Origin of the sequence: Epilithonimonas caeni DSM 17710 (assembly GCF_000426465.1) — a bacterium.
Taxonomy (GTDB): domain Bacteria; phylum Bacteroidota; class Bacteroidia; order Flavobacteriales; family Weeksellaceae; genus Epilithonimonas; species Epilithonimonas caeni.
In genome coordinates, this window is record NZ_AUFK01000002.1 from 49882 (window position 1) to 75748 (window position 25867).

General features: G+C 40.0%; 19 protein-coding genes and 2 tRNA genes. 4 read left to right on the top strand and 17 right to left on the bottom strand.

Features of this window, described 5'->3' with window-relative positions; genetic code table 11:
* Nucleotides 1-80 precede the first annotated feature (80 nt).
* The 11 genes from K319_RS0100770 to K319_RS0100820 all read right to left on the bottom strand — a co-directional run bounded on the left by K319_RS0100770 (nt 81) and on the right by K319_RS0100820 (nt 17420).
* A complete protein-coding gene (locus K319_RS0100770) occupies nt 81-1337 on the bottom strand; it encodes a hypothetical protein (RefSeq protein ID WP_027381886.1) in 1257 nt (418 codons plus the stop codon).
* A 111-nt stretch (nt 1338-1448) separates the two neighbouring features.
* A tRNA-Ile gene (locus K319_RS0100775) sits at nt 1449-1522 on the bottom strand.
* A gap of 62 nt (nt 1523-1584) precedes the next feature.
* Nucleotides 1585-1983 (bottom strand): methylmalonyl-CoA epimerase, encoded by a 399-nt coding sequence (mce, locus tag K319_RS0100780; protein WP_027381887.1) that lies wholly within the window; start codon nt 1981-1983, stop codon nt 1585-1587.
* 762 nt (nt 1984-2745) lie between these two features.
* Entirely contained in the window at nt 2746-3945 is a 1200-nt protein-coding gene (locus K319_RS19545) for a Wadjet anti-phage system protein JetD domain-containing protein (protein ID WP_051230326.1), read from the bottom strand.
* Nucleotides 3942-7346, bottom strand: a complete 3405-nt coding sequence (locus K319_RS0100790) for an ATP-binding protein (RefSeq protein WP_027381888.1) — start codon at nt 7344-7346, stop codon at nt 3942-3944. The genes K319_RS19545 and K319_RS0100790 overlap by 4 nt, the downstream gene beginning before the upstream one ends.
* 8 nt (nt 7347-7354) lie before the next feature.
* Nucleotides 7355-7924, bottom strand: coding sequence for a DUF4194 domain-containing protein (locus K319_RS0100795; protein ID WP_027381889.1), 570 nt, complete (start codon nt 7922-7924; stop codon nt 7355-7357).
* A 2-nt stretch (nt 7925-7926) separates the two neighbouring features.
* On the bottom strand, nt 7927-9351 hold the full coding sequence (locus tag K319_RS0100800) for a DUF3375 domain-containing protein (protein WP_027381890.1): 1425 nt from the start codon (nt 9349-9351) through the stop codon (nt 7927-7929).
* Between the two features lie 149 nt (nt 9352-9500).
* Nucleotides 9501-9671 carry a SymE family type I addiction module toxin gene (locus tag K319_RS21430; protein ID WP_156907022.1) on the bottom strand — a complete coding sequence of 57 codons (171 nt, stop codon included), beginning with the start codon at nt 9669-9671 and terminating at the stop codon, nt 9501-9503.
* Between the two features lie 367 nt (nt 9672-10038).
* On the bottom strand, nt 10039-12423 hold the full coding sequence (locus K319_RS0100810) for an AAA family ATPase (protein WP_027381891.1): 2385 nt from the start codon (nt 12421-12423) through the stop codon (nt 10039-10041).
* A gap of 25 nt (nt 12424-12448) precedes the next feature.
* Nucleotides 12449-16183: an AAA family ATPase gene (locus K319_RS0100815; protein ID WP_027381892.1), complete on the bottom strand. Its 3735-nt coding sequence runs from the start codon at nt 16181-16183 to the stop codon at nt 12449-12451.
* A gap of 1 nt (nt 16184) precedes the next feature.
* Nucleotides 16185-17420 carry an exonuclease SbcCD subunit D gene (locus tag K319_RS0100820; RefSeq protein WP_027381893.1) on the bottom strand — a complete coding sequence of 412 codons (1236 nt, stop codon included), beginning with the start codon at nt 17418-17420 and terminating at the stop codon, nt 16185-16187.
* Between the two features lie 456 nt (nt 17421-17876).
* On the opposite strand from K319_RS0100820, the gene K319_RS0100825 reads away from it, so the two are divergent.
* Nucleotides 17877-19445: a recombinase family protein gene (locus K319_RS0100825; RefSeq protein WP_027381894.1), complete on the top strand. Its 1569-nt coding sequence runs from the start codon at nt 17877-17879 to the stop codon at nt 19443-19445.
* A gap of 325 nt (nt 19446-19770) precedes the next feature.
* On the opposite strand, the gene K319_RS0100830 is transcribed toward K319_RS0100825, so the two are convergent.
* A tRNA-Leu gene (locus tag K319_RS0100830) sits at nt 19771-19850 on the bottom strand.
* Nucleotides 19851-19973: 123 nt separating this feature from the next.
* A complete protein-coding gene (locus tag K319_RS0100835; RefSeq protein WP_027381895.1) occupies nt 19974-20741 on the bottom strand; it encodes an MBL fold metallo-hydrolase in 768 nt (255 codons plus the stop codon).
* A gap of 54 nt (nt 20742-20795) precedes the next feature.
* Here K319_RS0100835 and K319_RS0100840 point away from each other — a divergent pair, with 54 nt between their 5' ends.
* The 3 genes from K319_RS0100840 to K319_RS0100850 are packed head-to-tail and all read left to right on the top strand — an operon-like array spanning nt 20796 to nt 23365.
* On the top strand, nt 20796-22220 hold the full coding sequence (locus tag K319_RS0100840; protein ID WP_034671179.1) for a hypothetical protein: 1425 nt from the start codon (nt 20796-20798) through the stop codon (nt 22218-22220).
* A gap of 5 nt (nt 22221-22225) precedes the next feature.
* Complete coding sequence (locus tag K319_RS0100845) at nt 22226-22675, top strand: GAF domain-containing protein (RefSeq protein ID WP_027381897.1); 450 nt, start codon at nt 22226-22228, stop codon at nt 22673-22675.
* A gap of 21 nt (nt 22676-22696) precedes the next feature.
* Nucleotides 22697-23365, top strand: coding sequence for a hypothetical protein (locus tag K319_RS0100850; protein ID WP_027381898.1), 669 nt, complete (start codon nt 22697-22699; stop codon nt 23363-23365).
* Here K319_RS0100850 and K319_RS0100855 read toward each other — a convergent pair.
* From K319_RS0100855 to ruvX, 4 genes are all read right to left on the bottom strand, one after another.
* Entirely contained in the window at nt 23335-24060 is a 726-nt protein-coding gene (locus tag K319_RS0100855; RefSeq protein ID WP_027381899.1) for an ABC transporter substrate-binding protein, read from the bottom strand. The two genes, K319_RS0100850 and K319_RS0100855, sit on opposite strands and share 31 nt — an antisense overlap.
* A 165-nt stretch (nt 24061-24225) precedes the next feature.
* Nucleotides 24226-24804, bottom strand: coding sequence for a DUF5606 family protein (locus tag K319_RS0100860; protein ID WP_027381900.1), 579 nt, complete (start codon nt 24802-24804; stop codon nt 24226-24228).
* A gap of 74 nt (nt 24805-24878) precedes the next feature.
* On the bottom strand, nt 24879-25451 hold the full coding sequence (gene def, locus K319_RS0100865; RefSeq protein WP_027381901.1) for a peptide deformylase: 573 nt from the start codon (nt 25449-25451) through the stop codon (nt 24879-24881).
* Complete coding sequence (gene ruvX, locus K319_RS0100870; RefSeq protein ID WP_027381902.1) at nt 25448-25861, bottom strand: Holliday junction resolvase RuvX; 414 nt, start codon at nt 25859-25861, stop codon at nt 25448-25450. The genes def and ruvX overlap by 4 nt, the downstream gene beginning before the upstream one ends.
* Nucleotides 25862-25867: the final 6 nt, after the last annotated feature.

Here is a 25867-nt window from a genome sequence, read left to right on the forward strand (position 1 = left end):
TATATTTGCGTTAAGTTTAACTCATTGCTGAATATAAACTTAACTTTAATAGCGACAGATCCAACATTGTCGCTATTTTTTTATCCGACCTCGATATTCTTTAGGAACTCAAGCTGCCTTTTGCTTCTGCCAACCGTATATATTGATGTTGTTTTATCAGTTGTGTGTGAAGCTGCGGTTTGGGCAATATTAAAGTCGATAGGGATAACATTTGACGAATTTTGAATTTGGTCCAGTTTATCCAAATAAAGATATTTCCATGAATAGAAATCTTCTGTAATGGGAATAACATTACCATTCTCATCTTTGATATTATCCGTATTTTTTACATATTTTGACCATCTATGTGTTATCCTAGATGGAGATATCGAATAATTGCCTGGAACAAGACCTTCAGAGAATATATAATCATCTTCAGAAGTACAAAGCTCACATAGCTCTTTCCAATATTTCAATGAGCCTATATTTATGGCTTTAGTAACCCATTTATAATAGCTTCCTTTCTGTATTTGGATAACATATTCGTGTTTTTCGATATTGACATGCTTTTTCTGTATCCGGAACAGCTCGGAAGATCGCGAACCACTTCTATAGAATATCTCTTTATATCTGAAGAAACTATAATGTCTTTCCTTTAAAAATTTGTCAATATATGGGAGCTTCTCATCCGAAATGATTTCCCTGATCTTTGGAATGACCTTTCTCTTATCGATCTCCCTGACCGGATTATTCTCAATACATCCCCTTTGAACCAATATCTTGAAGATATCTTTCAGATATTGCCTGAACTTATTGAAGTAACTTGGACCTAATTTCAGATGGTCCAATGTATTTACGATATGCCATATCTTGACCGTGGAAATATTGATATAGGAATAGTTCATTTCATCGATACCCTTTTCGAATCTATTAATGGCAATCCTTACTTCATTCAGATGTTTATCGGACCCGGAAAGATGCAAACGTGCTTTCTGCAAAGCTGATTTGAAGTCAGTATCCGGATTCAGTTCGCTTGATTCGTCCACCATATATTTTTGCGTGATGGGATTGTAATGATAATCGTCCAGAAGCCTTTCCATTTCACTTCTATAAACAACAGCGGCCTCCTTTAGTTCTGCTAGTGTCGTAAATCCATTCAACCGTTTCCGGAACTGGTAACCTGAAGGGTGTTTCACTTGGAATTTCGGATCATGGAAACGACATTCTATGAAACAATCTTTTTGTAATGTGATGTTTGACCTTGCTGTAAGGAGGTCTTTAGGTGAAAAGTAGAATTGAGTTCTGGAACATCCGTTCCTGAGGTCTTTTCTAGGGACCCTTTGTTTTGTCTTTTTCATTGCTGACAGATTTAATGTTACTTATAATGTTACTCGTAAACATAAACTGCCAGATTCTTGAGGCTTTAAAAAACCGGAGAAACCTAATGTTGGAGCGGTTTCCCCGATTAGTGGTCCCACCTGGGCTCGAACCAGGGACCACCTGATTATGAGTCAGGTGCTCTAACCAACTGAGCTATAGGACCTCAAAATTTGGTTAAATTTTGTGTGTGCAAAAATAACAAAATTTATCTATCTACAAAACTTTTCAAGGTTTTTCTTGGCACAATTCTACCAATACCCCATTGGTCGATTTAGGATGGAGGAAGACAACTAATTTATTATCAGCACCTTCTTTCGGTTCTTCAGAGATGAAAGCAAAGCCTTCCTTTTTTAATCTTTCGATCTCATTTTGTATGTTTTCGACCCCGAATGCAATATGATGGATTCCTTCTCCCTTTTTATCGAGGAATTTACCGATCGGGCTTTCTGGTTTTGCGGCTTCCAAAAGTTCGATTTTGCTTTCCCCTATTTTGTAAAAAGAAGTTGTTACACCCTCTCTTTCAACAGATTCTCTTTTGTAGTTTGATCTTCCTAAAAGTCGGGCAAACAGATCGTCGGAATTTTCCAGGGAATTTACCGCAATTCCTATGTGTTCGATTTTCATTTTGAATTATTGATTTTATAAATACTTTGCCAAAGTTATTATTTATTGATGTTACTTCCCAATATTCCTCCGATGGGATTGATTGTACAGAAGCGATAAGACATTGGATATTTAACATAAAAATAACTTTTATTAAGTAAATTTTAATTTTTTGTGGCCTAGTTATTGTTTATGGATGAAGCGATTCTCATGTTTAATTTGAGTTTTCATGGTTATTAGTTTTTACCCAGCTTCGGCTGGGTTTTTTTATTGGAATAAGCGTAGATCATGCTGGTTTATTGAAAGGTCTGGTGGAGGGTGGTGATTGTCCCGGCATATAGGTGGGCTCGCAGGTTTCAGAAGCCTGTTCTGGAAAGGTCAAAAAATACAGTAGCATAATTGCACGTGCCAACCAAAGGATGCCTTCATGTATTCGATTTGCTTAACGATATGGAAAAAAACTTGAAATAACAGTCGCAGAGTATGATTGGTACGAACAGTAAACCACATCGGAAAAACAATTCCAGATATTTATTTTGAAAAATATATTTTAATTGTTCTGATATGATTTTGTTGAAATAGGAAATGTTCGTGACAACCATTTAAAATAAAAGATCCTCTGATAACGATAGTTTCAGAGGATCTGATGTACCCCTTCCCGAATTATCATTGAACCAGTTTTGCTTAGACATGACAGCGATTTTGGAAGCTGTAGCAAGCTGTAATAACAGTTAATTTAGTATAGCGAATTAATATAAAACATCCGGTTATTAAGTTAAATCATTAATCCCTTTTTTCTGAAACTGATGAGTATCCGCTATTATATAATCCCATCTTTAAACACCCATCCACATACACCTGCGGAATTTTCTCCTGTTCCAGCCTGTTTTTTTCCAAAGTCTTTAAATATTGGAAAAGATCATTTTCCTCTTTGGTCAGGAGGTTTAAATTATTGGATTGATTTCTGGCGCCGCTTACGGCGTAGTTTTGGAAAGTTTCAAAAGTCGTCCGGTCCATCATGACACTTTGGGCATGCGGATGGTACGACCGTAGCTGATGCAGAATCTGAAAGCCATGTTCATCGATATCGCCCCAATATCTGATCTTTTTGCCCGACAGCCAGGGAGCATTTTTTAGATAGGAAATATTAAAACCTCCTCCGCTCCAGATAGCGACAGTGGATCCTAATAGTGGTAAGGTTAAAAAATTCATTTTATTCTCTGCTATCAGAACGTTTCCTGCATGCAGTTCAAGGGTTTCGAAATCGGATAGTGGAATGCTGATGTCCCTGAACTTGAAATCCGGATGCGGGTTTTCATCCAGAAAGCGGAGCCTGATCAACGGTTCATCGTACCGCAAAAAGAATCGCTCGGCAAAACGTTTTTGTTGAGCTGAACGCACATGATCCTGAATTAGGAAATCGAGTAAGGATTGAATCAGCGCATTATTTTCTTCAATAAATTTGGTGTGAATCTCAATAGGTAGTTGCCGCAGGTAAAGGTTGGGCCGGGGTGTCTCCATGAAAAATTGGCAAACCTTCAGCACATCTTTCCAGTTGATTTCTCCTTTTGTTAACCATAAGCAATTGTTTAAGGTCCAGTCTTTCAATTCCGGAATAGTATTGATAATGGTTTTATAATTGTCTATAAAAAGACGCCATTCCTTTGTACAGCCAATAAAATAAATATAATCATCAATCGTTTCGAAAACCAGGGTATCCGGCAAATCATGACTGCCCGTCCGCCTGAAATTCCGACCGGCAGTCTGCACGAGATAGCCTTTACCGGTTTGGTTTTTAGAAAAGCGGTATAACTCTTCTATTTCCTTTTGCAGGATTTCAAATCGCTCTGTAATTTGACCCGATTTTACTTTTCCGATGCGGTCTATTATTTTCGGGAAAAAGGGTTCTCCATGGATATGGCTTTGCAGTAAAGGCTTCCACCATTTCAATGCCTGTTTTTTTATTTCTGCCGGACTAATCATATTTCAGGAGTATTAGGGAAAATTCCGTTATGTTTATCGCGTTCGCTCTCATATTCTTCTTTGGTGAAATTACTCACCTGCGAATTGTTGCCTTCCCGGTTGCTCACAAAGTGAAAGGAGTTGACATGACCTTCTATTACATGGATTTTCTGCAGCGGTGTTACAATCAGCAGTTGGAGATTAAGCTTTTTAAACAACTCCAGTCCGTAACGGGTACTTTCGTCGCTGCCTCTTCCAAAGGCTTCATCAATCACCACGAAACGGAAACTTTTACTCTTGCGCTCTCCGAACTGCAAGCCAAACTGGTAGGCCAAAGCACTGGCCAGAATGGTGTAGGCTAGTTTTTCCTTTTGTCCGCCGCTTTTTCCGCCTGAACCTTCATAAAATTCTTTTTCCGTACCATCGGAGCGGTAACGTTCGCTGGCGTTGAATTCAAACCACTGGCGTACATCGGTAACGGTTGAAGTCCAGTCGCGGTCTGCGTTTTCCATACTGGCAAAACGGTCTAAAATCCTTTTCACCTGTTCGTATTTTTCTTCCGTGTATAGATCATTATGGCTGCTGAAGGAATGGATATAACATTTTTTCAACTCTTCCCTGAAAAGCCGTACTTCTTTATTTGGAGTAGCATCCATTAAAATGGTGATATAGGTATCCTGAACGGCATTATACACAATCTCCGAAAGATGTTCGTTTATGGTCCTGATTTTCTGTTTGATGTCTTTTTCGTGTTTCTGCAGCTGGCTGTCGAAGACGGCAATGCTGTTGATCAGGTTTTTGTTCAGCTCTTCCTTAAAGCGTTCTTCGTGCCGTTTCAGATCTTCAGACTCCAGTTGTCTGAATTTTATGATGTATTCGGCACGGGCATCGATGCTATCGGTAACTTCGCTGTATTCAGCCCGGGAATGTTCCTTGATTTCCCGCATCTTTTTTTCAATATTTGTTCGATGCCCCGCCTGTCGTCCGCGAAGTCTTTTCAATTCGCCGCTCTCTCCCTGAAATTGTTTGCGGAATTCTTCCTGCCTGTTCTCTATGCCCCTGAGGTTGATTTTCACTCCACTGAGTTTTTCATCGATCAGTGGATACCATTTTTCTTTCAGGTGAGGCGATAATTGTTCTTTTTGCTGTATGGCCTGGTGTTGCTGATCCCGATAGTTTTGAATATTCGTTTTAAATCCTCCGATATCTTCTGTAAACTGATTGCGCCTATCCCTTCCTTCCATAATCTGCTGGTCTACCTCACTTTTGTTGCGTTCCAGCTGGGCAAGCTTATCATCTTTATTCAATAATTGATCACGTTCCTGTTCCAATTCGTAGATTTTAGCAACATGATATTGCCAGTTGATGCGGGAAAAGTCTTTCACATAAAGCAAAAGCCCCAGCAATTGCTTCTGTTCACTGTTCTTTTTCTCTTTTTCTTCAAAATCCTTTAGTCTGGATTCGAGTTCACGGATGGTTAGTTCCAGCTTATCGACCGAATTTTCCAATACTTTTATTTTTTCAGCATTGCTCCAGCCCAATACATAATTACGCCGGTCGTCAATCCGTTTGCGGTCATCTTTGGTATGCCGGATGCGGCCGCTCTTAATCAGCCCTTGCCGGGTGATCCCGAAAGGAACATGTTGTAAACCATCAACATCGGTACAAATATAATCGCCGAAGCTGCGTTGCAGGTAACTTTCCAGCCAATCGTAAAAAGGTGTCTCAGGTTTAATGTCTATTTTATATGCGATGCTGTCTTCATCCAATTCTTTAAGGATTCGAGCATTGCCATTCCAATCTGCTTCCAAATAGGTCAGCTTGATGCCCCTTCCATCCGCACCCTTCAATGGATTGCTGTTAACGTAATGGCTGACACTCCGGTAATGCTTTCCGGGAACCAGTAAGCTGATGCCTGCATCACGGAGCAGTTTTTCAATCGCGCCTTCCCATTCGGTTTCCTGTTCATTCACTTTCAGCAATTCTCCTGCAAAGGGTAAATCTTCTTCATCAATCCGCAGATCGGCACAGAGTTGTGAGCGAAAGGCTACCAGCCAGGCCGGAATCTGGGTTTTACGTTCTTTGAGTGATTGCAGTTCTTTTCGTTCCATCTGAAATTCCGCTTCCTGCTTGCGCAGCTCAGTCACCTGGTTGTCCCGCTGTTCCCGCAGCTCTTCTTCCAGACGGCCGCATTTTTCCATTGATTCATTGGCACGCCTGATGTTGTTCTGAAAATCACTTTCCTGTTTTATGCTTGATAACCCAGTTTGTAAAGCGAGATATTCATATTGATCGAAATCCCTTTGCTTAATTTCTTTGTCTTGCTCATGTCGCTTCACTTCTCCGGCAATCTGTTCGATCCGTGTTCCGCCGTTGCTCGCAATGTCCTGTATAATGGTTTGCCGGCGTTGTTCCCAGGCTTCTATTTCATGGGTAATGGTGCGCAGCTGTTGTGTGGTCTTTTCCAGTTCCTGATGCGATTCTGTGATGGCCTGTTCCAGCAGTTCCCATTTCTTTTCGGCAAACCAGACCGGCATCACCTCCAGCATGGCTTCGATGTCCTCAATTTCACGGGTAACCTTTTCATAGGTTTCGCTAGCTTCTGCTAAGGGCTTCAGGATCTGGTATTGTTCCCGGGTATGCACCACCGCGGCGTGGGCTTTATTGAGGTCATCAAAACGTTTCAGTAAGGCCTCGATCTGTTCCTTTACATCGGTTTTTTCCAGCATCTGTTCACGGACAAAATCAGTCAGGCTGCTGACGGACTTCATGGAAACGGTCTGATAAAACAAGTCGATCGCTTTATCACTATTCATGCCGAAAAGCCTGCGGAACTGTTCGCTGTATTGCGAGAAATTATCATTAAATAATTGGATGCCGGGTATGTTGCGCAGGTTCTTCCGCAACTCATTGATATCGCTGAAATGCTGGAAATGGTCTTTAATGGTTAAAGGGATTGTTCCGATGATGAGCAGTTTTTCTACTTTTCCCTCTTTGCCGATCCAGAAAAACTGGGCCAGGCAAATGTGTTCGTTATAGCCCTGGTTATAAAAATTTCCGATAATTATGGTATAGGTATGATCATCCGGGCGGAGGTAGACCTTCTTGGCGGTTTTGGTGATTTCTTCCTTCTCTTTTTTAAATTCTCCTCTCACGTAACTCAGCAGGTTGCGCTCTTTACCTTCGGCACCGGCAGCTTTATTAAAGATGATTTTATGATGAGGCACGAGCAGGCAAGTCAGGGCATCCACCAGCGTAGATTTCCCTGAACCGATATCGCCTGTCAGCAGGGCATTTTGTCCGTTGGGCTGAATCTGCCAGCGCACCTGGTTAAAAGTCCCCCAGTTGAGCACTTCCAGGTATTGAAGCCGGTAACCGGCCAGGTTGAAGTCTTCCGGATGGGTATCAAATAGTTCTTCCATAAATAAGTTTAGTCTTTCGGTTGGTTTTCATCGGCATGGTTCCGGAACTTTTGCAAGGTTTCATCGATCACATCGGCATTCACAAAACCTTTGATGATCCGGTGTATTTCGTAGTTTTTCTCCTGGTCTTCCAGTTTTCTGAGGAATCCGATGTCCAGGACTTTATTAATGGCAGTGTTGATCTTTTCCTGCTGTTTGGCTTCATCATGAACAGTGGGCAAGAATACTTTTACCCGGTTGATGATTTCCTGTTCGCTGATGATGGAACGCATGGAGCCGCCCTGTGCATCATGTTCCAGTAAGAACTTTCTCAGGACGATACAGACCAGAGAGGTCATGAAATTGAGCGGCCGCTTATCGGCCATTCTCGGCAGGGGTTTTTCGTCTTCCTCCCATTCTTTCTGGCGGAGAAAAGCATACCCTTCGCTTTTATCCAGGAAGAGTTCCAGCCCGATCGGGATAAAATATTTCTTTACATCGGGTTCGTATTGCAGCAGATTTTCCCAGGTTTCTTTCTGGTGGCTGTACACAATTCCTTTCAATAAGGCAATGAGGCTGGTGGAGTAGCGGTATTCCATATTTATCTGTTAAAGATGATGAGCGGGGTTTGCATGCGATAGGTTTTTCCGGTGCTGAGGTTTTCGATGATGTGGTATTCGGGCTGATCGCGGTTGACGAAATGTTTGCCTTCGTTGGTGGCGATCTGCATGTAGCCCAATATTTCAGCAACGCCTTTGGTGGGCCTGTAATGATGGAGCAGCTCGGAAAGCGCAACCTGTGAGCGGTTTTTTAAGAGCGTTTTTACATGGCTTCTCAAGATTTCCACATCCACATAAAACTGTTCAAACAGCAGGTCGGTATCAGCCGTAGCCACGCCGTCTGCAATTTCGGTGGCTGCAAAGGCAACCTTAATTGGTGGATTGAAAAGCGGGCGGTCCATGGTAAAGGAAGGTTTAAAAACCTCATCGATTTCCATCCATGCGGCTTGCTGATCAAGCGTTTCTTTGTGCTGGAGCAGCAGGCTTTCCATTTCTTCAATGCTTTGGAGGATATGGCGGCTTTCGGAAAGGTTTTTTTGTTCTACAAATTTCCGGAGCTGTTCAATCAGGCCGTCGTTGCTCCGGTTTACTTTATCTCCGGCATCCACCAGGTTGGTTTTGATGCGGTCTACGGTCTGTTCTTTTTTGATTTCGGCAATCGCCGGGATGGTATTGATCTTATCCAGCAAATCTTCGAGTTCTTCCTGCATCTGTTCGCTCATCAGAAACTCCCAGAACGCTTTAAAACTCTTTCCCTGATCGGTATTCCAAAGAAAATCCTGCTGCTGGAAAACATTGTCGAGCAGGTCTGCTTTGGCCAGATGGCTTTTGATAATGGTCTGGCGGGTCTGGCTATCGAGTTCCCTGAAATTTTCTTCGACCTGCCTGAAATCGGAGAGTAAACGTTTTGCAGTTTCCTCGGCCAGGAAATAGTTTTCTTTCAGTTGGGTATCGGAAGGTTGTGCATAATTGCCCTGGCGGATCTGTTCAATTTCCTGATCAATCTTCCGGCGTTCTTCCAGCAACTGCTGGATGCGCTCGTAAGGTCCGGAAGTGGTGTTCACAATGCGCTGCAGCAAATCAAAAAACTGGATGAGCCGGCTGTGGGTACCTACAAATTGCTGTTTATTGAGATCTTCGAGCCACTTCAAGGCATTTTCCGTTGCCGGGGAAAGTTCATACACAGGTTCGTCTGCCCGTTCATAATAGCGGCGAAGGTAGCCCTGCTCGGCCCACTTCTGTAAGTAATCTACCGGTGCTTTCTGGTAATCTTCAATACCCAGCCTTTGGAGGGAAAAAATATAATCGCCCAGAATGCCTTGCAATTCGGTTTGCAGGTATGAAATCCTGTCTTGCTGTTTGAAAACCAAATGGAAAAAACTCACTAGCAACGGGAAGTGTTCTGCCCGCAGAAGTTGCAGAGTTTTGTCGTTTTTGTAGAGGGAGAGCGCTTTTTCGTAGTTCATGGTTAAGGTTGATTCTAGTTCTATCAGATTCAGTCTTATTATTTATTTTATGCAGCTAATACTTCTTTCCCCTTATGCCCAACATTCCCATGTCTGCAAAATTTTAAAGTAGCCTACCAACAATGTTGCCGATAGGCTACTGGATTTTATTATTTGTCAATCTCAATGACCAACTTACCCTGTAATGTAGTAACGATTACATGTGAATGGCACTCGAAACCGATTTGCTCCAACCATTTTCCTTGTAACATGATTTGCGGAACAATTGATCTGTTCCAGGCATAATCCCTACATTTTGGTTGAATTTTTAACCTTCTCATTCCGTTTGGAAGTTTTGGTTTTCTGGGTTCACAAGCTCCGCACCTACAAGTTTTGTTCGGTTGTAACTCCTGGGTTACTTTTGGTGTTTTTTTCGTGTGTCGCATGGCTGAAAAAAAATAAACGTCCAGGTCGCTGCGACAGATGTCGGAAACCGAAGATAGGCCGGACTTACACCGGATCGCCGGAGCTATGTTGTTAATAAGAAAATTTGTTGAATTGCAAATGTGTATCGTATCATAAATATAGAATTTTACTTTAATTGGTTAGAGACAAATGGCTGATATTTGTATTTTTTTATAGTTAAAAAACCCAGGTCGCTGTTAGTGCCACAACTTTTTAAATGTCCTGCTTTCATATTCTCTCAAATTATGGAGTAATTTCAACACCAATACTTTTTAATAAAGCATCATATTGTTCATTATCTTTCTCCTTTATCTTATCCAATACAAAGGCAGCGACTTTCTTCATTTCAGGAACATCAATAGGAATCATACTTCGCTCAAAAATTCCTTCAAGATGTGAGTATTCATTATTAATCCGATCTGTCATTGAAGAAGCCTGCCTATCGTTTCCAAAAAATCTATTCAGCTTATCGTCATGTTCAATAGCATTAGGATATTTATAAAATAAGAATGCTTCAAGAAATTTACGAGTGTTGTTTGCAAAATTATAGTATACTATATGCTGATCGTCATCATCGGTATCTGCGTTTGCACAAATGTATATTTGGTGAAAGAGATAATTGAATTCCGTTACATAATCCTTCAGATATTTGGGCATCATTTTAATTCTACTTTTTTCGCCTTCTCTTATTGTGATAAAATATCTACTTTGATTTTTATTTAAAGCTCCCGGTAAGCGTTTAAGATATTTCAGAAAATCTAAATTGTGAGTAGAAATAAACAATTGCTCGAATTCCTGACTAGCAACAATTTCAGAATTTATCAAACTATATATGAAGAAGATATGATTTCCATCCAAACTTGAAATAGGATCGTCAATCCAAATAATTGGTTTTTTACCTTTAGTTTCTATATCTTCAAGCTTAGCCATAAAATAACAGAATGCAATTAAGCTACACTCTCCTTCACTAAGATGATGTGCTTTGCTTCCACTTCTAACAATTTCAAATCTGATTTTCTTACCATTTGTAATTGTATCTTGATCTTCAACTGCTTTTAAAGTCAAGAAATCATGACCAAAATAATTGTTGAGATATTCATTTACTTTTAAGGCACCTTTTTCCTCATCATTCATTAGTCGTTGTTTGCTTTCAATAAGTGCAATTTGATCTCTGATTTTATCAGAGATAGCTTTTCCAATTTCAATCTTCTCATCAAGTTCATCTTTTAGTTTTCCAATATTTTTCACTTCATCTTCGTATCGTATATTCTTCACAAAATCATGAACTTCCTTTAATCTTAGTGCAGTTTTAGAATTGGATTGATCAGTTGCTAATGTGTCTGTGTAAGCATTAGATTCTCTACGGATGCTATCATAAAAATCAAATATCTTTAACAGTCTAGCAGATACATCATAAGGAGGGATAAACTTGCCTGTTGTTATAATATCGTCAGCTCTAGAATCAAGTTGTTCTTTTAAAGAATTTAATGATTCAATATATTGCCCAAGTATGCGATCTCTTAGTACCGCTAGCCGATTAAGACTATTGTGAAACTTCGAATAAAATTTATTATTTTCAAAAGATAAAATGTCAGATACAGAGAGTATTTCTTGCTGTATTTTATTCAAAAGTATGTCAATTGCTTTACTTAGTCTTTCTGATTCCTCATCAAAATGGCTTTCTAAGGCTGACCATCTTTCATTGGTAATTCTATTTCCACAAAAAGAACAATCTTCTAATTTATGTTCATGCAGCAATTTCCCTTCCTTAACCCATTTATTTAAAATAGAATTCTTAACCAATTCCTCAATTTTGCCAGATTTTATTAATGATTTATTTACTAGCTGTTCACATTGTGCACTTAATTCTGCAAATTGAAAATTGGGGTTTGATGTTTCCGAAATATTTGCATTAGGCTTTTCGTTTAAAAGATTTAAAAGATCTTGTTGTTTTTCATCATTAATTGGCGTAAAGTTTTCCGATAAGGTTAAAGCAATGTCAGCATCAAGTTTTGCCTTATTATAGTTTTGGTCTCCAAATCTTTCAGGCTTATATTTTATACCAATATCTCTGCTAGTTGCCTTTTGAGTTAATTTGGCATCCAATTGCTTGGATGCTGTATCAAATGCTGATTTTGCTATGTTGTAAACTTCGAGCATATTTTTTCGCTCTAAATAAAAACCAGTTGGCGTCTCGTCATCATTCTGACCTAGTTCGTTATTGAGAATCTCTATTTCCTCTTCTATATTAGCATTCCCACCTAATATTGCAAAGGGAACAATACTTTCATCAGCATTAGAGATAAATCTTAAATTTTCTTTAACAAAATCTTCATTAAAGACTCTTATTTTTTTATCATGACCTAACAGATTTAATTGATTTACATCTGGTGAGTCAGAAAAAGAAAGTGTAAATTCAGGATTTTCATATTTGTCTGATATTTTGCCGAGTTCAAGCGCTCTAATTATCCTGGACAGTGTTGTTTTGCCTGAATAATTTCTACCATATAAGATATTCACAGTACTACATTCAGTAATTGTACCATGTGTATCTCGCATTGCTGAATCCCAATTGAAATCTTGAAATACAGCAAGATTTTTAATACTCTTGATTTTTTTAATAGCCATATTAAATTAATTTTGTCTTTCATAATTAAACTCCCATTACCTCCACCTTACTTCTACCGCTCTGCTGTTTACTCACTTTAATCTGCACCGGGATCCGTTCGGTCATTTCCTGCACGTGAGAGATGACGCCTACTTTGCGGCCCTGGTTGTGCAGCCTTTCCAGGGCATCCATGGCGATATTGAGCGTAGTGGGATCCAGCGAGCCGAAACCTTCATCAATAAATAGAGATTCCACTTTCATGCGGCTGGACGACAATGAGGCCAAACCTAAGGCCAGAGCCAGCGACACGAGGAAAGATTCTCCACCCGAAAGCGAATAAACCGTACGTACTTCATCGCCCATGTCCTGATCTACCACCTGGAGACCCAGCGATGCCGGAATGCGTTCGATCCGGTAGCGGTTGGTCAAGGCCTGCAAATGGATATTGGCATAACCGAGCAATACATCCAGCGTATATTCCTGGGCAATCTGGCGGAATTTTTTCCCATTGGCCGAACCAATGATCTCGTTGAGCTTGGCCCAGTTTTCGGTGATGGCTGCCTGTGTTGCGATACTTTGCAGCAGGTCGCCGATCCGGGTTTTATTGGCTTCATCCTGTTGCAACCGGAAGCTGTTTTCTCCTTTTTTATGCTTCTTTTCTTCCACTTCCAACCGCGTATTTGTTTGCAGGGTTATCAGTTCTTCGAGTGCTGTTTCCACCTTACTATTTTCCTGATGACGGTCCAGAGCCTGTTTCCGTTCGGTAAGAATGCTGTTGGCTTTGGTCAGTTCCTCGTCAATGGCCTGCAATGCCATCCGTTCATTTTCGATCCAGTCATTTCCTGAAACCAGTAAGCGGTAAAGGTCGTCCAGGTTTAAGGATTGACCGTTCTTTTGATTATAATCGTCCAGCCAGTCCTGCATTTGCCCGGAAGTTTTCCGGATGGCCGTCTCCAATGTGGTTAGGGCATTCGTGAGTTCCTGCTGCCGGGTTAGGATTTTAGTATGTTCGATGGCCAGTTCTTGCTGCCTGGCTTTCACATGTTCTACATCCGCCTGTGCTTGGGTAACCGCCTGTTTGAGTTGATGTTCCGTCTCATCGGCAGGCTGACCATCAAAGAGTACTTTACGTTGATGAACCAGATCCAGATACGATTGCTGTTGCGTCAGGTGCATTTCTGCTTTCCTGCCGGCTTCCGTTGCGATAGTTTCGGCCTGGCTTTTAAGTTCTTTCAGCGTAGCTTCTAAGGCTGTTTTTTCCCGGGTATGAACTTCCAGTTTTTCGGCATGTTCTTTCCATTGCCGGGCAAAGTTGGTGATGCTTTCCACAAATGTTTCAGGGTCTTCTTTCCACTTGTCTATCCAGCCGGATGCTGTAAAATAAGGCGTAAGAAGCTGTTCAATTTCACTTAAGTGGACGGTGGCGAGTTCCTGTTCACGTTCAGACTGGCTTTGCTGTTCGTTATAAAGCGACAAGCTGTTTTGAAGATCTTTGAGTTGTCCGGAAAGCGCATCGGTACTTTCTTTGAGCTGATCGATCCCAGTTTTAGCGGTTTCAAGTTCCAGCTTCTGCTCGGCATAGGCTTTTAATTTGGCAGCTAAACTGATTTGTCTCGTTTTAAGGGCTTCTAATTGTGCTGCGATCCAGTCTGCTTTTTCGGTATCGGCGATGTCATGGCTATTTTTGGCGATATCAAAGTGCGTCCAGTTTTGTCTTTGTTGATTTAAGGCTGATGCTTTAGACTGTATTTCTTCATTTCGACGCCGGATGTTTTCCTGTAGCGTTTTACATTCCTGTTCCAGGGCATCGTGACGGCTGTGGAGGCTCAGATGGTGTTGAGTTTTCTCCTGACAGGATTTTTCCAGCTGGGCCAATACTTTTTCCAGTTGCGGATTTTGAATGGCATAAGGATGATGAGTGCTGCCACATACCGGGCAGGGTTTATCTTCCACAAGGGCTTCCCTCAACGTTTCTACATTTTCTGCCGATGCCAGACGGGCCTGTTGCAGGAGCTGATCTGCGGTATCTCTTTCCGCTTTTGCTAAAGGGATTTCCTGCTTCAGTTGTTGCAAAATTGCTTGTTTGCCCTGATAATCGGCTTCGTCTTGCACTTGTTGCTGCCCCAGGTTTTCCCACTCCGTTTGTGCATAATACAAGAGCTGCCATTGTGCCTGTGCCCTGATGCTTTCCTCTACTTTTTGGTCAGTTTCGGTTTTATCGAGGGTTAAAGTGTCAACCGGAATGGAGCGTAACGTTTCAGACTTTGCTTCATACGTTTTCCGGGTATCGTCCAGCAATTGAAGCTGTTGTTTCCAGCTGATCTCAAGGGTTTTATGCTGTACTTCTGTCGTCTGGATTTTATTTTTTACCTCGACCATTTTTGCCGAGGAAGCTTCCAGGTTTACCAGGAGTTTTCGCGCATCTTGAAGTTTGGCGAGGATGAGGTCTGTCTGTTCAGCAACCGCTTTGCGGTGAGCCTGTTCGTTTTGCCACTGCGTAATACTTTCAATCTGTGAAACCAGATCGCTAAAGGTTTGCTGTTTTTCTTTTAAAATATCCTGATGCTGCCGGTTTTGTACGTCCGCTTTTTCAGCGTCTGCTTTCAGCCCGTCCAACTGTTCTTTTTTCTCTCCCAGTAAGGTATCCAGTTTGCGGGCTTGTTCCAATAATGGCAGAGCATCGGCCAGTTTCTGGCTTTGAAGGGAAAGCTGGTGTTCAACCTGTTGAAGTTGTGTTTCCAGAGTTTCTTTTTGTTGTTGTAAAGAAGTGAGGGTTTCTTTGACGGTTGCCAAATCGGCTGTTTTAGCGGCGTGTTGTTCTTGTGACTGCGCTAAAGCATCTGCCCAGCTTCGGGTTTGTTGCGCATGTTCAACCATACGCAGGTGCTGGCTTCTTAAAAAGGCAGCATTTTTGTTTTCAGACGCCAGCTGTAAAGAAAGGACGGCTTCATCATGGCCTTGCCGATATTTTGCCAGCTGCTCGTGCCAGCTGATTCCTGCATTTAACCTTTCCATTTCTTTGTCCAGGTCTGCGATCTGCTTTTCCAGAAGTGCCTGATCTGCGGTTAAGGCTTGCAGTTCCTCATCGCTCAGGGTGACGATGCCTTCTTTACGGACATGGAGATCACGCAGTTGTAGTTCTTCTCCCTTGTATTTTTCAAAGATCTTCCTGGAGATTTCGGAATAAATGTGGGTTCCGGTCAGTTTTTCAAGCAGGGACGATTTCTCATCCCGATTGGCTTTCATAAAAGCGGTAAAATCGCCCTGCGCCAGTAATACCGACCGGGTAAACTGTTCGAAATTCAAGCCGACCAATCTTGCGATTTCACTATAGGTTTCTGCTTTTCTTCCCGGAAGATCAACATGGTTAGAGATGTCCTTTAAGGTCACGGCATCCGACTGCATGCTTCCGTCGGCGCGGTTCCGAGCCCGCCGTACACTCCAGGTTGCCCGATAGTTTTGCCCGTCGATTCCCCTGAAATCCACCTCTGCAAATCCGTCTGCCGTACCGTCACGTAAGATACCGCGTACATCGCCCTGGCTCAGGGTGCTGCCCTGAACGTCTTTAATCTCTATACCTGTTTCCCTCGCTTGCAGATATCGCGGTGTTTTACCATATAAGGCCAGGCATAAGGCATCCAGTATGGTCGATTTTCCCGCGCCGGTAGCGCCGGTAATGGCAAAAATACCCGCCGAACATAAGGGTTCTGTCGTAAAATCAATTTCGGTAGTGCCTTCCAGAGACGCTAAATTTTTGATGCGTATGGCTAGTATCTTCATGTTATCCGGCGGTTTGGTTTACTTCCTCTGCAACCTGTTGAAATAATTGCATGATTTCCGATGGTACTTCGCTATGATACCGGGATCGGTAGGCTTTACCGAAAACATCAATTGGTTGCAATTCATTCAGTTTTTCAGCGGTAATGAGTTCCTGGGTCTCCGTGGTGGAAGCCGGATACTGCGCATCGATTTTGGCTAGCCGTACGGGTTTACCACCCAAGGCCGTTTCTATTTTATGCCGTAAAGCGGGCTCGGGTCCATCGAGCAACACACGCACCTGCAGATAAGGCAGGTTTTCAGGGTTGGAATCGGTTACTGGTAATTGTTCCAACAGGGAAATGACTTCATGCAAAGGCTGATGCTGATGTGGGATTCTTTGCAATGGTACAGATACCGGAATTTCAATAGCTCTCAGATCGCTGATTTCCTGATCGAGATCAAAAACAATGACCTGATGTTTGTAATGAATTTCGGAAAAGTACATCGGCAAAGGACTGCCGGAATAACGGATGTGTTCTTTTCCGCCAATTTTTTGTGCTTTGTGGATGTGTCCCAAAGCCACATATTTGATATCGGGATGAAAAGCTGTGGCCGAAATGCATTCCACACCGCCCATGATCAGCCTTTCGGTTTTATCCAGATCAGTAATTTCTGCCTGCTGGGTGTGCAAATGTCCCATAGCAATAATGGGTTGATTATCCGTGTTATATTGTTGAGCATAATCAAAAGCGTCCTGATATAAAGCTGCTACGCCTTCGGTATACGGATTGGCGCAGTCGGCAATGGCCGGATAGTCGCCCATACGCAGGAAAGGAATGGCCAAACACAAGGCTTTGATGGTCCCGGCAGCATCGTGTATTTTGATCAGCAATTTTTCGTAATCGATATTTCCTCCGGCATCTTTTTCTACCAGGCCTATAATATGAACATTAGAAGACTCAAGCAATGGTTTGGGTGCTTCCAAACGTGCTGCTGAGTCGTGGTTGCCGGCCGTAATGATAATTTGCAGACCGGGCAGTGCAGTTGTTGCTTCATTTAGAAAACGGTAGAACATCCGGACCGAGGCGGCAGACGGATTGGAGCTATCGAAGATATCACCACTGATCAGCAGCACGTCGATTTTTTCAGTGACCAAGGTTTCTACCAGCCAATTCAGAAATTGCTGATGTTCGTAGCTGCGGTCATATTCGTGAAACAGCTGACCAATATGCCAGTCTGCAGTGTGTAGAAATTTCATAATAGGGATTAAGGACGATTAACTTTGAATTCAAAAAATCAGGACATCTGCAATCAGGATTGCCGATGCATGATCAGGTCAAATCAAGTGACACGTTCATTAAAACTTGCAATGGAAGAAAAGGAGAATAGTCTATTTGGTCTTTTCATGATGAGGCGTTATTAGTTGATGCAATTTAATAATTAATTTAAAATCAGCAATATATTTGAAAAATAATTTATGTGTCAATGAAAAATATCTTTATGCTTCTCATTGTATTCGTTCAAAATTACTGATATAAGATGATGTAGGTTTACGGAAAACAGTAAGGTCACGTAATATATTTTTATATGAATTATCTTCTATAATTGATGACTGATTTTAAAATCATCAGCACCTACTTTTCAAATAAATTGCATGGTTTTCCCGTTCCATTAATATGAAATATTGATATTAATTCTTAAAAACCATTAAATTATGCAGCCTGTATATGCCTACATAAGAGTCAGTACAGATGAACAGGCCATCAAAGGATATTCACAGCGAAGCCAGCTAGAACGAATAAAAAATTACTGTGAGTATAACAACATAATTATTACCGAAGTTATTTTCGAAGATTACTCTGCAAAAACCTTTAATCGTCCTGAATGGAAGAGATTAATCACAAAACTTAAGTTCGTAAAGAATCAACCTTCGCTCATCTTATTTACTTATTGGGATCGGTTTAGCCGAAATATTACAGATGCCTACAGTATGCTGGAACAGCTTAAAATAAAGAATGTTTCGATTCAGGCTATTGAGCAACCTATTGATTTTTCCATACCGGAAAGTAAAATTATGCTTGCTATATACCTTGCAACGTCTGAAGTTGAAAATGACAAGAGAAGCCGCAATGTAAGCTTGGGGATGCAAAAAGCAAGGTTGGAAGGTCGATATATAGGTAAAGCCCCTATTGGATACAGAAATAAAGTTACAGCTGATGGTCATAAATATATTGCACCACATGAGCCCGAGGCCATCATTATTAGGGACGTGTTTAAAATTATAGTTCAAGAAAAGAATTTACCTTTATCTGATGTATATAAACAAGCAGTATCGAAAGGACTAAAGTGTAGTCTAACTACTTTTTATGAAATGTTGCGAAACCCCGTCTATTGCGGAAGAATCAGAATCCCAAATAAAGATGATGCGGAAACTAAAACGATTAAAGGTAATTATGATGATGTGATTTCTTTACTATTGTTTGAGCAAGTACAACTGAAATTAAAAAAGCCAAAGCACCTAAATTCCATCATTAGAAAATCTATAAATGAAAATCTTGTATTAAGGGGTATATTTGAGTGCCCTAACTGCGGGAAAACACTTACGGGCAGCGGTTCTAAAGGCAGAAGGAAAAAATATTACTACTATCACTGTACAAAAGGATGCCCATATAGATTAAGCGCAGCTCTTCTTAATATTAATTTTTTGAAGTTTCTCAAAAATCTTAATGTCGATGATGTTTTCCGAGAATCAGTTCGTAAAATATCAAATGATATAAACACTAATGAACAAGAAACTTATAATTACAAGAAAAGTGAAATTGCGAGAGCAGTGGAAAAAGTTGTCAATAGAAACTTAAATGCTCAGCAACTTTTTACCAGAGGAGAAATTGATTACGATGATTATAATCTGATTAAAAATAATTGTAGAACATCTTTAGAAAACTATACAGAACAATTACAAACTGAAGCTATAAAGCTTATATCTAAAAAACAAACCGATAAACATTGTGATTTGATAATTAATAATTTAGCGGATCTCTATGAATCTGCTGATATCATTACGAAACAAAAGATTATCAGACTATTTTTTCCGGAAAAGATAATACTCGTTTCGCATCAAATTGAAGAATTATTATCTGATCAAATTAAGTTTATTCTGGGTATATCCGAGTTTAAACAAAACGATCAAGAGTATAATCAGGAAATTAATGATTTTATAAAAGAACTTATTTTTCTAAGGCATGATTTCAATTTTACGGAATTGAATGAGAGTATTAGTTAATGTGATACTGAAAATTTGATTTTACCAGATTTCTAGTGAAAATAAGATTTAATTTTCTTAAAATCAATAAGATATATATGGTTCGATTCCGGTATGGTCACCTTGGCAGAATCTCGATCCGTTTTTCCTTTAAATAAAGAGTTTTCCATATTAAGTTATTGATATACAATTGTTTTGTACGATTCGATCATTCTACAAATAGCCTATGAAGTAGAAAAGATATATTAAATAGTTAAAACTTTATAATATTGATATATTACTGATTATCAAGTATATAAAAAATAAATGGCACCAATTGTCTTCAATTGGCGCCATTTGGCTTGTGTACCCAGGACCGGGATCGAACCGGTACTCCTAAGAACTGGTGTTTGAGACCAGCGCGTCTACCAATTCCGCCACCTGGGCAAGTGTTACAGTGTGTTGTAAATCGGTGTGCAAATATATAAATATTTTTTACCCGAAAAAATGATTTTCGATTATTTTTCGTTTTTATTTTTTAATGATCTGTAAATCAAAAAAATATTTTTATCAAAATTCTATTTCCAGCCCGTCATAGGCCAAATGGATATTGTCAGGAAGCTCTTTTTCCACTTCTTCATGAAAACCCAGATGATGGCTGATGTGTATTAGATATGTTTTCTTCGGTTTCAGTTCTTCTACCAGTTCCAAAATTTGGGGAAGGATAAAATGCGAATGATGGGGTTCTGTTTTTCTGAGACAATTGATAATGAAGAGGTCTAGGTCTTTCAGCTTTTCTTTTTCCTGGTCATCAATTTTACTCGCATCGGTGATATAGGCCAGGTTTTTGAATTTGAACCCAAGGATATTGATCTCGGAATGGATAATATCGATCGGACGGATCTCAACTTCATCAAAAAGAGTGAAATTATCCCCGATCTCAAATAGGTCGAAACTTGGCGCACCTGGATACTTATGGTATTGAAAAGCGTAAGGGAAACGGTCTTTTATTTCTTTGGCGACTCTGGCATTGCAATAGATGGGCATAGAGGCCTTGTTCTTAAAGATCAGAGGGCGCAGGTCGTCCAGGCCGATAATATGGTCATTGTGCTCGTGCGTTATCAGAACAGCATCGATTTGTTCCTCGTTATTGTTCAACATTTGCTGTCTGAAATCGGGGCCGCAGTCAATTAATATTTTCTTTCCGGAATCAGTGGTCACTAATGCAGAAGTACGTAAACGCTTATCTTTTTGGTCTTTGGAAAGGCAAACCGGATGATGGCTGCCGATAACAGGAATGCCTTGTGAAGTGCCGGTCCCTAAAAATTTTAAAAGCATTTTTATTTTTGCTGTTATTTTGGTAAATTTACAAAATAAATCTAATTCTTTGTGATAAAGCCAAAACTTACCCCAAAACAGAAAGCTTTAGCTATTAATCTCGATTCTTCAATTTACGGAACTTTTGCGGAGATAGGAGCGGGTCAGGAAACTGTAAGACATTTTTTCCGGGCTGGTGGCGCTTCTCAGACCATTGCGAAAGCAATGTCTGCTTACGATAAGGACTTTTCTGATGCGATATATGGCAAAGAGGCCAAAAACCGCTATGTAACGCAGAACAGGCTAAGGAAAATGTTGCGTTACGAGGTGGCGCTTATCGAGGAGAGGATCCCGAGGGAGAACAACCCAGGGAAAAAATTCTTTTCTTATGCCAATACGGTCACGACCATCAATTTTGATAAAACGACCAAAGGACACGGTTGGGTAGGTGTGAGGTTTCAAAATTCTGAAAATGAGGAATATAACGAGATTATCATCCACGTAAAATTCAAAGAGACCAATCCGACTTTGCAACAGGAGACCTTGGGAAGTCTGGGCGTTAATTTGATCTATGGAGCTTATTTTTATACGGACAATCCAAGGATTCTTGTAGAATCTTTGTACGATGACCTTTCTTTGGACAGGTTGGAGATCGATATGATAGATTTCAGCGGACCGGCTTTCAGGTACGTGGACAATCGACTGATGAGTCTCCAGCTTGTGAAATTGGGAATGACAGATGCCGTGATCTTCAATTCTCAGGGGAATAATATGTTGCCGGCGGATATTCTTTACAAGAAAAACATTTTTGCGGTGAGGGGTAGTTTCAGGCCTGTAACGCGAGTGAATATCGATATGTTCGAGAATGGTCTGGAAATGTTCAGTCAGGATAATTCTTGTGACCACGAGAATACTCAGATTCTTTTCGAAATAACCATCTCAAATCTAAGGGCCGCCGGAGATATCGATGAAAGGGATTTTCTGGACAGGGTCGACATTTTGGGAACGTTGGGTTATACGGTAATGATTTCCAACTTCTCCGAATATTACCGGATGGTGGACTATTTCTCAACGTTTACAAATCAGCATATCGGTGTTGCAATGGGAGTTAATAACTTGCTGGATGTCTTCGATGAGGAATACTATAAAAATCTTCCGGGAGGGATTTTGGAAGCTTTTGGCAAGTTCTTCAAAAAGGATATGCGCGTTTACCTTTATCCTTACAAAAATCCGGAGGATGGCGAATTGCTGACTTCGGAAAACCTGAAGGTCCATGATAATCTCAAAGAATTGTACAAATATTTCAAGCTCAATAAGAGGATTGTGGACATTTCCAATTACAATCCGAAATTCTTGGAGATCTATTCCCGGGAGATTCTTAAAAAGATCGTTACTCACGAGTTGGGATGGGAAGATGAGTTGCCGAAAAGTGTGGCCGAAATGATAAAGGAAAGGGGAATGTTCGGTTACAAAGAATTAACTTTTGAAGGATTAAATTAACAACGATGGTAGAACTTAAAAAAAGGCTTTCATTCATTTTGGAAAGTCCGGAACACGATACGAACGCGAAACTTCTGAAGATCTGTCAGGTTTTGGACAAGGAGGTTTCCTATTACAATTGGACTGGTTTTTATTTCAGGAATGGGGATAAGGACGAGTTGATTCTTGGCCCTTATGTTGGAGCGGAAACAGACCATACGGTTATTCCTTTTGGAAAAGGGATCTGTGGTCAGGTTGCGGTCTCTGGGGAGACTTTTGTTGTTCCGGATGTTTGGGCGCAGGATAATTATCTGGCTTGTTCCATTGATACAAAGGCGGAGATTGTAGTTCCGATCTTCAAGAATGGGGAAAATATTGGACAGATAGATATAGACAGCCATTCCAAAGACCCGTTTACCAAAGAAGATGAAGAGCTTCTGAACTGGCTTTGTGAGGAGGTTGCGAAGATTTTGTAATCTTATTTAGTAAAGAAGATTTTGAAAAAAATATCAAAATTTGAAAATGTTGAATATTGCGAATCTAGCAAAGCGCTATATCTTGTTTTATCTTGCATTTTAATTTTTGCGGTATTTTTTTTTATTTTAATAAAACTTCTTAATCCAGTTTTTGTCTTTTCAATTTCGCTTTTATCGGCATTTATTTTTTATAAATCGTTAAAACATAAATTTGTTTCTATTTCAGATTTTCGACTTGATGATGAGAAAATTGATTTCGGAAATAGAATTATAAAACTTGAAGATATTTTACACTACAGAACTGAATTCATAAACGGAGCGGTTTTAAATATCAAATTGAAATCTGGAAAAAGAATTAACTTATCTTCAAATAGTTATATCTGTAAAACAATCGTCTTCGAAAATTTTTGTGAATCATTAGAAAAAAGAATTGATTCTTTGGAAAATTTAAATATTAAGAGAAAGAAATCTGCTTATGAATCTAAAGCATATTTCTATTTTACTATTGTATTTACGATAATTGCGATTGTCGCTTTCCTATTTTCAATTTTTTCTGAAAAGAAAATGAAATTCCAAACATTAGGATTAATCTTATTAGGTCTATCAACAATGTGGGCAGGAATTTTAAATAGAAAAAATATTAATTCCAAAAAGAACATTCATCGTAAATCTTCTAACAATTTGCCATAATAATTTCCACATTTCGCAAGATGCGTCCCATACCAGGAAAAAGCTTCGCCATCAACGATCATTATTCTTTGGTTGATACAAACTTTTTTGATCTCGTCAATATGTTTTTCTTTGAAGGGAAAAGGTTCCGACGAAAGAAAGATCAAATCTGCATTCTTCAGGTCTTCCAACTGAACTTCGGGATAACGTTTCAGTTTCTTAAACAAATTTTCAAATCCCAATTCTTCCAAAATTCTCGAGATAAAAGTATCGCCACCAATTGTCATATATGGGTTTTTCCAGATGAGATAAGCGACTTTTAGTTTCTTGTCAGGCTTCGGGATATCAAAAGCTTCATAGGTTCTCAAATTGAAAAACTGAGCTTTTTCTTCCTTTCCAAAGATGTGTCCAAGTTGTTTGATGAGGTAATAATTATCTTCAAGAGTTTCAATATTCGTTAATAGAACTTTGAGGTCTTTCATCAATTCTTCAACTTGTTCTTTGACGTTTTCTTCTTTGTTGGCGATAATTAAATCGGGTTTAAGAGATTTTATTTTCTCAATATTAATATTTTTCGTTCCGCCAATTAATTCAACTTTATCGACCAAATTTTCCGGATGGATACAGAACTTTGTCCTGCCAACAATTTCGTCGGTTGATAGACCCAGGTCAAATAATGTCTCCGTGATCGATGGAACAAGTGAAATAACTCTCATAAAAAAGAATTTTACTTTAATGTTTCGAGAATCTCAGCAGGACAAATTCAATATTGAATTGAAATTGTAGATAATGTCAGTCTGAGGCTCTCGAAGACTTTGAATAAAAAAACTCTCTCAAAAATAAGAATTTCTGAGAGAGCATATATTTTAAAAGACCAATAATTAATCTTCTTTCTTAGTTGCTTTTTTAGCGGCAGGTTTTTTAGCTGGAGCTTTTTCTTCCTTAGCTTCTTCTGCCTTTTCCGCAGCCTTTTTTGCAGGAGCTTTTTTAGCAGCTGGTTTTTTCTCTGTTTTTTCTTCAGCTACTTTAGCTTCTTCAACAGGCTCTGCTGCTGGAGCTTCTGGTTTTATAAAACTTTCCGGCGTGATGTAACCGGCCTTTTGAAGCAAGTTATACCATTGGGCCAGCTTTTTGATATCGGATTCATAAACTCTTTCCACATCATAGTTGGGAAGGGATTCTGCCATAAAGGCTCTTAGTTCTTCGCTGGAAGATTTGTGGTTGATAGTCGGTTTGTAATCGTATTTTTTTGCAATATTTTCAAAAACTTCGAACAAAGGAACTTCTTTATCAAATGTGAACATTGCGATGTTGTCAAGAAGGCTTACCTGGCTTGAGTTCGAGATGCTTGCTTTTTTCTTGGTTGTGATATCCTCAACGATAAAACCGTTTTTTAGTTGAGAGACCAATTTGAAAAGTCCCGGTTTTCCGGAGATTGAAATGATTTTTTCTAACTGCATTTTAATATTTTTCTTTAGTATATTTTTAATAGTTGATAATTGTTGGGCTAAATCTAGATTCTAGCATCTGATTTCTATTTCGGAAATCTCATTTTATAATTAACGCTCACATCTCCGTTTGCGATTTTCTGAAGTTTCCCTTTTACGATTTTTTTCTTCAAAGCGCTCAAATGGTCTGTGAATAGGATTCCTTCGATGTGGTCATACTCGTGTTGTATAACTCTGGCTCTGATATCAGAAAATATATCGGTATGTTTAACGAAATTTCTGTCGTAATATTCTATTTTGATGGTCGATTTACGCTTCACATCCTCACGAACTTCCGGAATGCTCAAACATCCCTCATTGAATTTCCATTCCTCACCGGATTCTTCCAGGATTTTGGCGTTGATGAAAACTTTTTTGAAGTCTTTCAGCTCCTCTGCAATATCCTCATAATCCTCATCATCGGAAAGTGGGGAAACATCCACGACAAAAAGCCTGATGTCCAGACCGATCTGGGGCGCAGCCAAACCAATACCGTTTGCACCGTACATGGTCTCGAACATATTGTCGATCAATATCTGCAGCTCAGGATAATCCTTATCGATATCATGGGCTTTCTTTCTCAAAACACTGTCGCCAAAGGCTCTAATTGGTAGAATCATCTCTTTTGCTCTAAAAAATTCTGCAACAAAATGGTTGCGCTTACTTTATCGATCAGTCCTTTTTCCTGTCTCTGTTTTTTGTTTTTTCCGCTTTGGCTGATGAAGAAAGAAGCCATTTTGGAAGTGAAACGTTCATCCAGACGATTGATTTTTTTATCGGGAAATTCCTTTTCAAATACCGAAATAAATTTCTGGATATCGGTTTCGATCTCGGACATATTGCCTTTCAGGTCTGTGGGTAGTCCGATGACGATCTCGTCCACTTTGTTCTCGGAAAAATATTTTTTCAGAAATTCCGCAAGTTTTGGTGTCTCCACTGTTGTAAGCCCGCTTGCAATGATCTGCATATCGTCTGTAACAGCGATTCCGGTTCTTGCCTTTCCGTAGTCGATAGCCAGGATTTGTCCCATAAGTCT

Bases quoted from the DNA above. Each gene is read 5' to 3' on its own strand.
- K319_RS0100800 (WP_027381890.1), bottom strand. From the start codon at position 9,351: ATGAACTACGAAAAAGCGCTCTCCCTCTACAAAAACGACAAAACTCTG.
- K319_RS0100795 (WP_027381889.1), bottom strand. From the start codon at position 7,924: ATGGAATACCGCTACTCCACCAGCCTCATTGCCTTATTGAAAGGAATT.
- K319_RS0100815 (WP_027381892.1), bottom strand. From the start codon at position 16,183: ATGAAGATACTAGCCATACGCATCAAAAATTTAGCGTCTCTGGAAGGC.
- K319_RS0100860 (WP_027381900.1), bottom strand. From the start codon at position 24,804: ATGCAGTTAGAAAAAATCATTTCAATCTCCGGAAAACCGGGACTTTTC.
- K319_RS0100770 (WP_027381886.1), bottom strand. From the start codon at position 1,337: ATGAAAAAGACAAAACAAAGGGTCCCTAGAAAAGACCTCAGGAACGGA.
- K319_RS21430 (WP_156907022.1), bottom strand. From the start codon at position 9,671: ATGAGAAGGTTAAAAATTCAACCAAAATGTAGGGATTATGCCTGGAAC.
- K319_RS0100845 (WP_027381897.1), top strand. From the start codon at position 22,226: ATGGTAGAACTTAAAAAAAGGCTTTCATTCATTTTGGAAAGTCCGGAA.
- mce (WP_027381887.1), bottom strand. From the start codon at position 1,983: ATGAAAATCGAACACATAGGAATTGCGGTAAATTCCCTGGAAAATTCC.
- K319_RS0100835 (WP_027381895.1), bottom strand. From the start codon at position 20,741: ATGCTTTTAAAATTTTTAGGGACCGGCACTTCACAAGGCATTCCTGTT.
- K319_RS0100810 (WP_027381891.1), bottom strand. From the start codon at position 12,423: ATGGCTATTAAAAAAATCAAGAGTATTAAAAATCTTGCTGTATTTCAA.
- K319_RS0100855 (WP_027381899.1), bottom strand. From the start codon at position 24,060: ATGAGAGTTATTTCACTTGTTCCATCGATCACGGAGACATTATTTGAC.
- K319_RS19545 (WP_051230326.1), bottom strand. From the start codon at position 3,945: ATGATTAGTCCGGCAGAAATAAAAAAACAGGCATTGAAATGGTGGAAG.
- K319_RS0100790 (WP_027381888.1), bottom strand. From the start codon at position 7,346: ATGGAAGAACTATTTGATACCCATCCGGAAGACTTCAACCTGGCCGGT.
- def (WP_027381901.1), bottom strand. From the start codon at position 25,451: ATGATTCTACCAATTAGAGCCTTTGGCGACAGTGTTTTGAGAAAGAAA.
- ruvX (WP_027381902.1), bottom strand. From the start codon at position 25,861: ATGGGACAAATCCTGGCTATCGACTACGGAAAGGCAAGAACCGGAATC.
- K319_RS0100820 (WP_027381893.1), bottom strand. From the start codon at position 17,420: ATGAAATTTCTACACACTGCAGACTGGCATATTGGTCAGCTGTTTCAC.
- K319_RS0100825 (WP_027381894.1), top strand. From the start codon at position 17,877: ATGCAGCCTGTATATGCCTACATAAGAGTCAGTACAGATGAACAGGCC.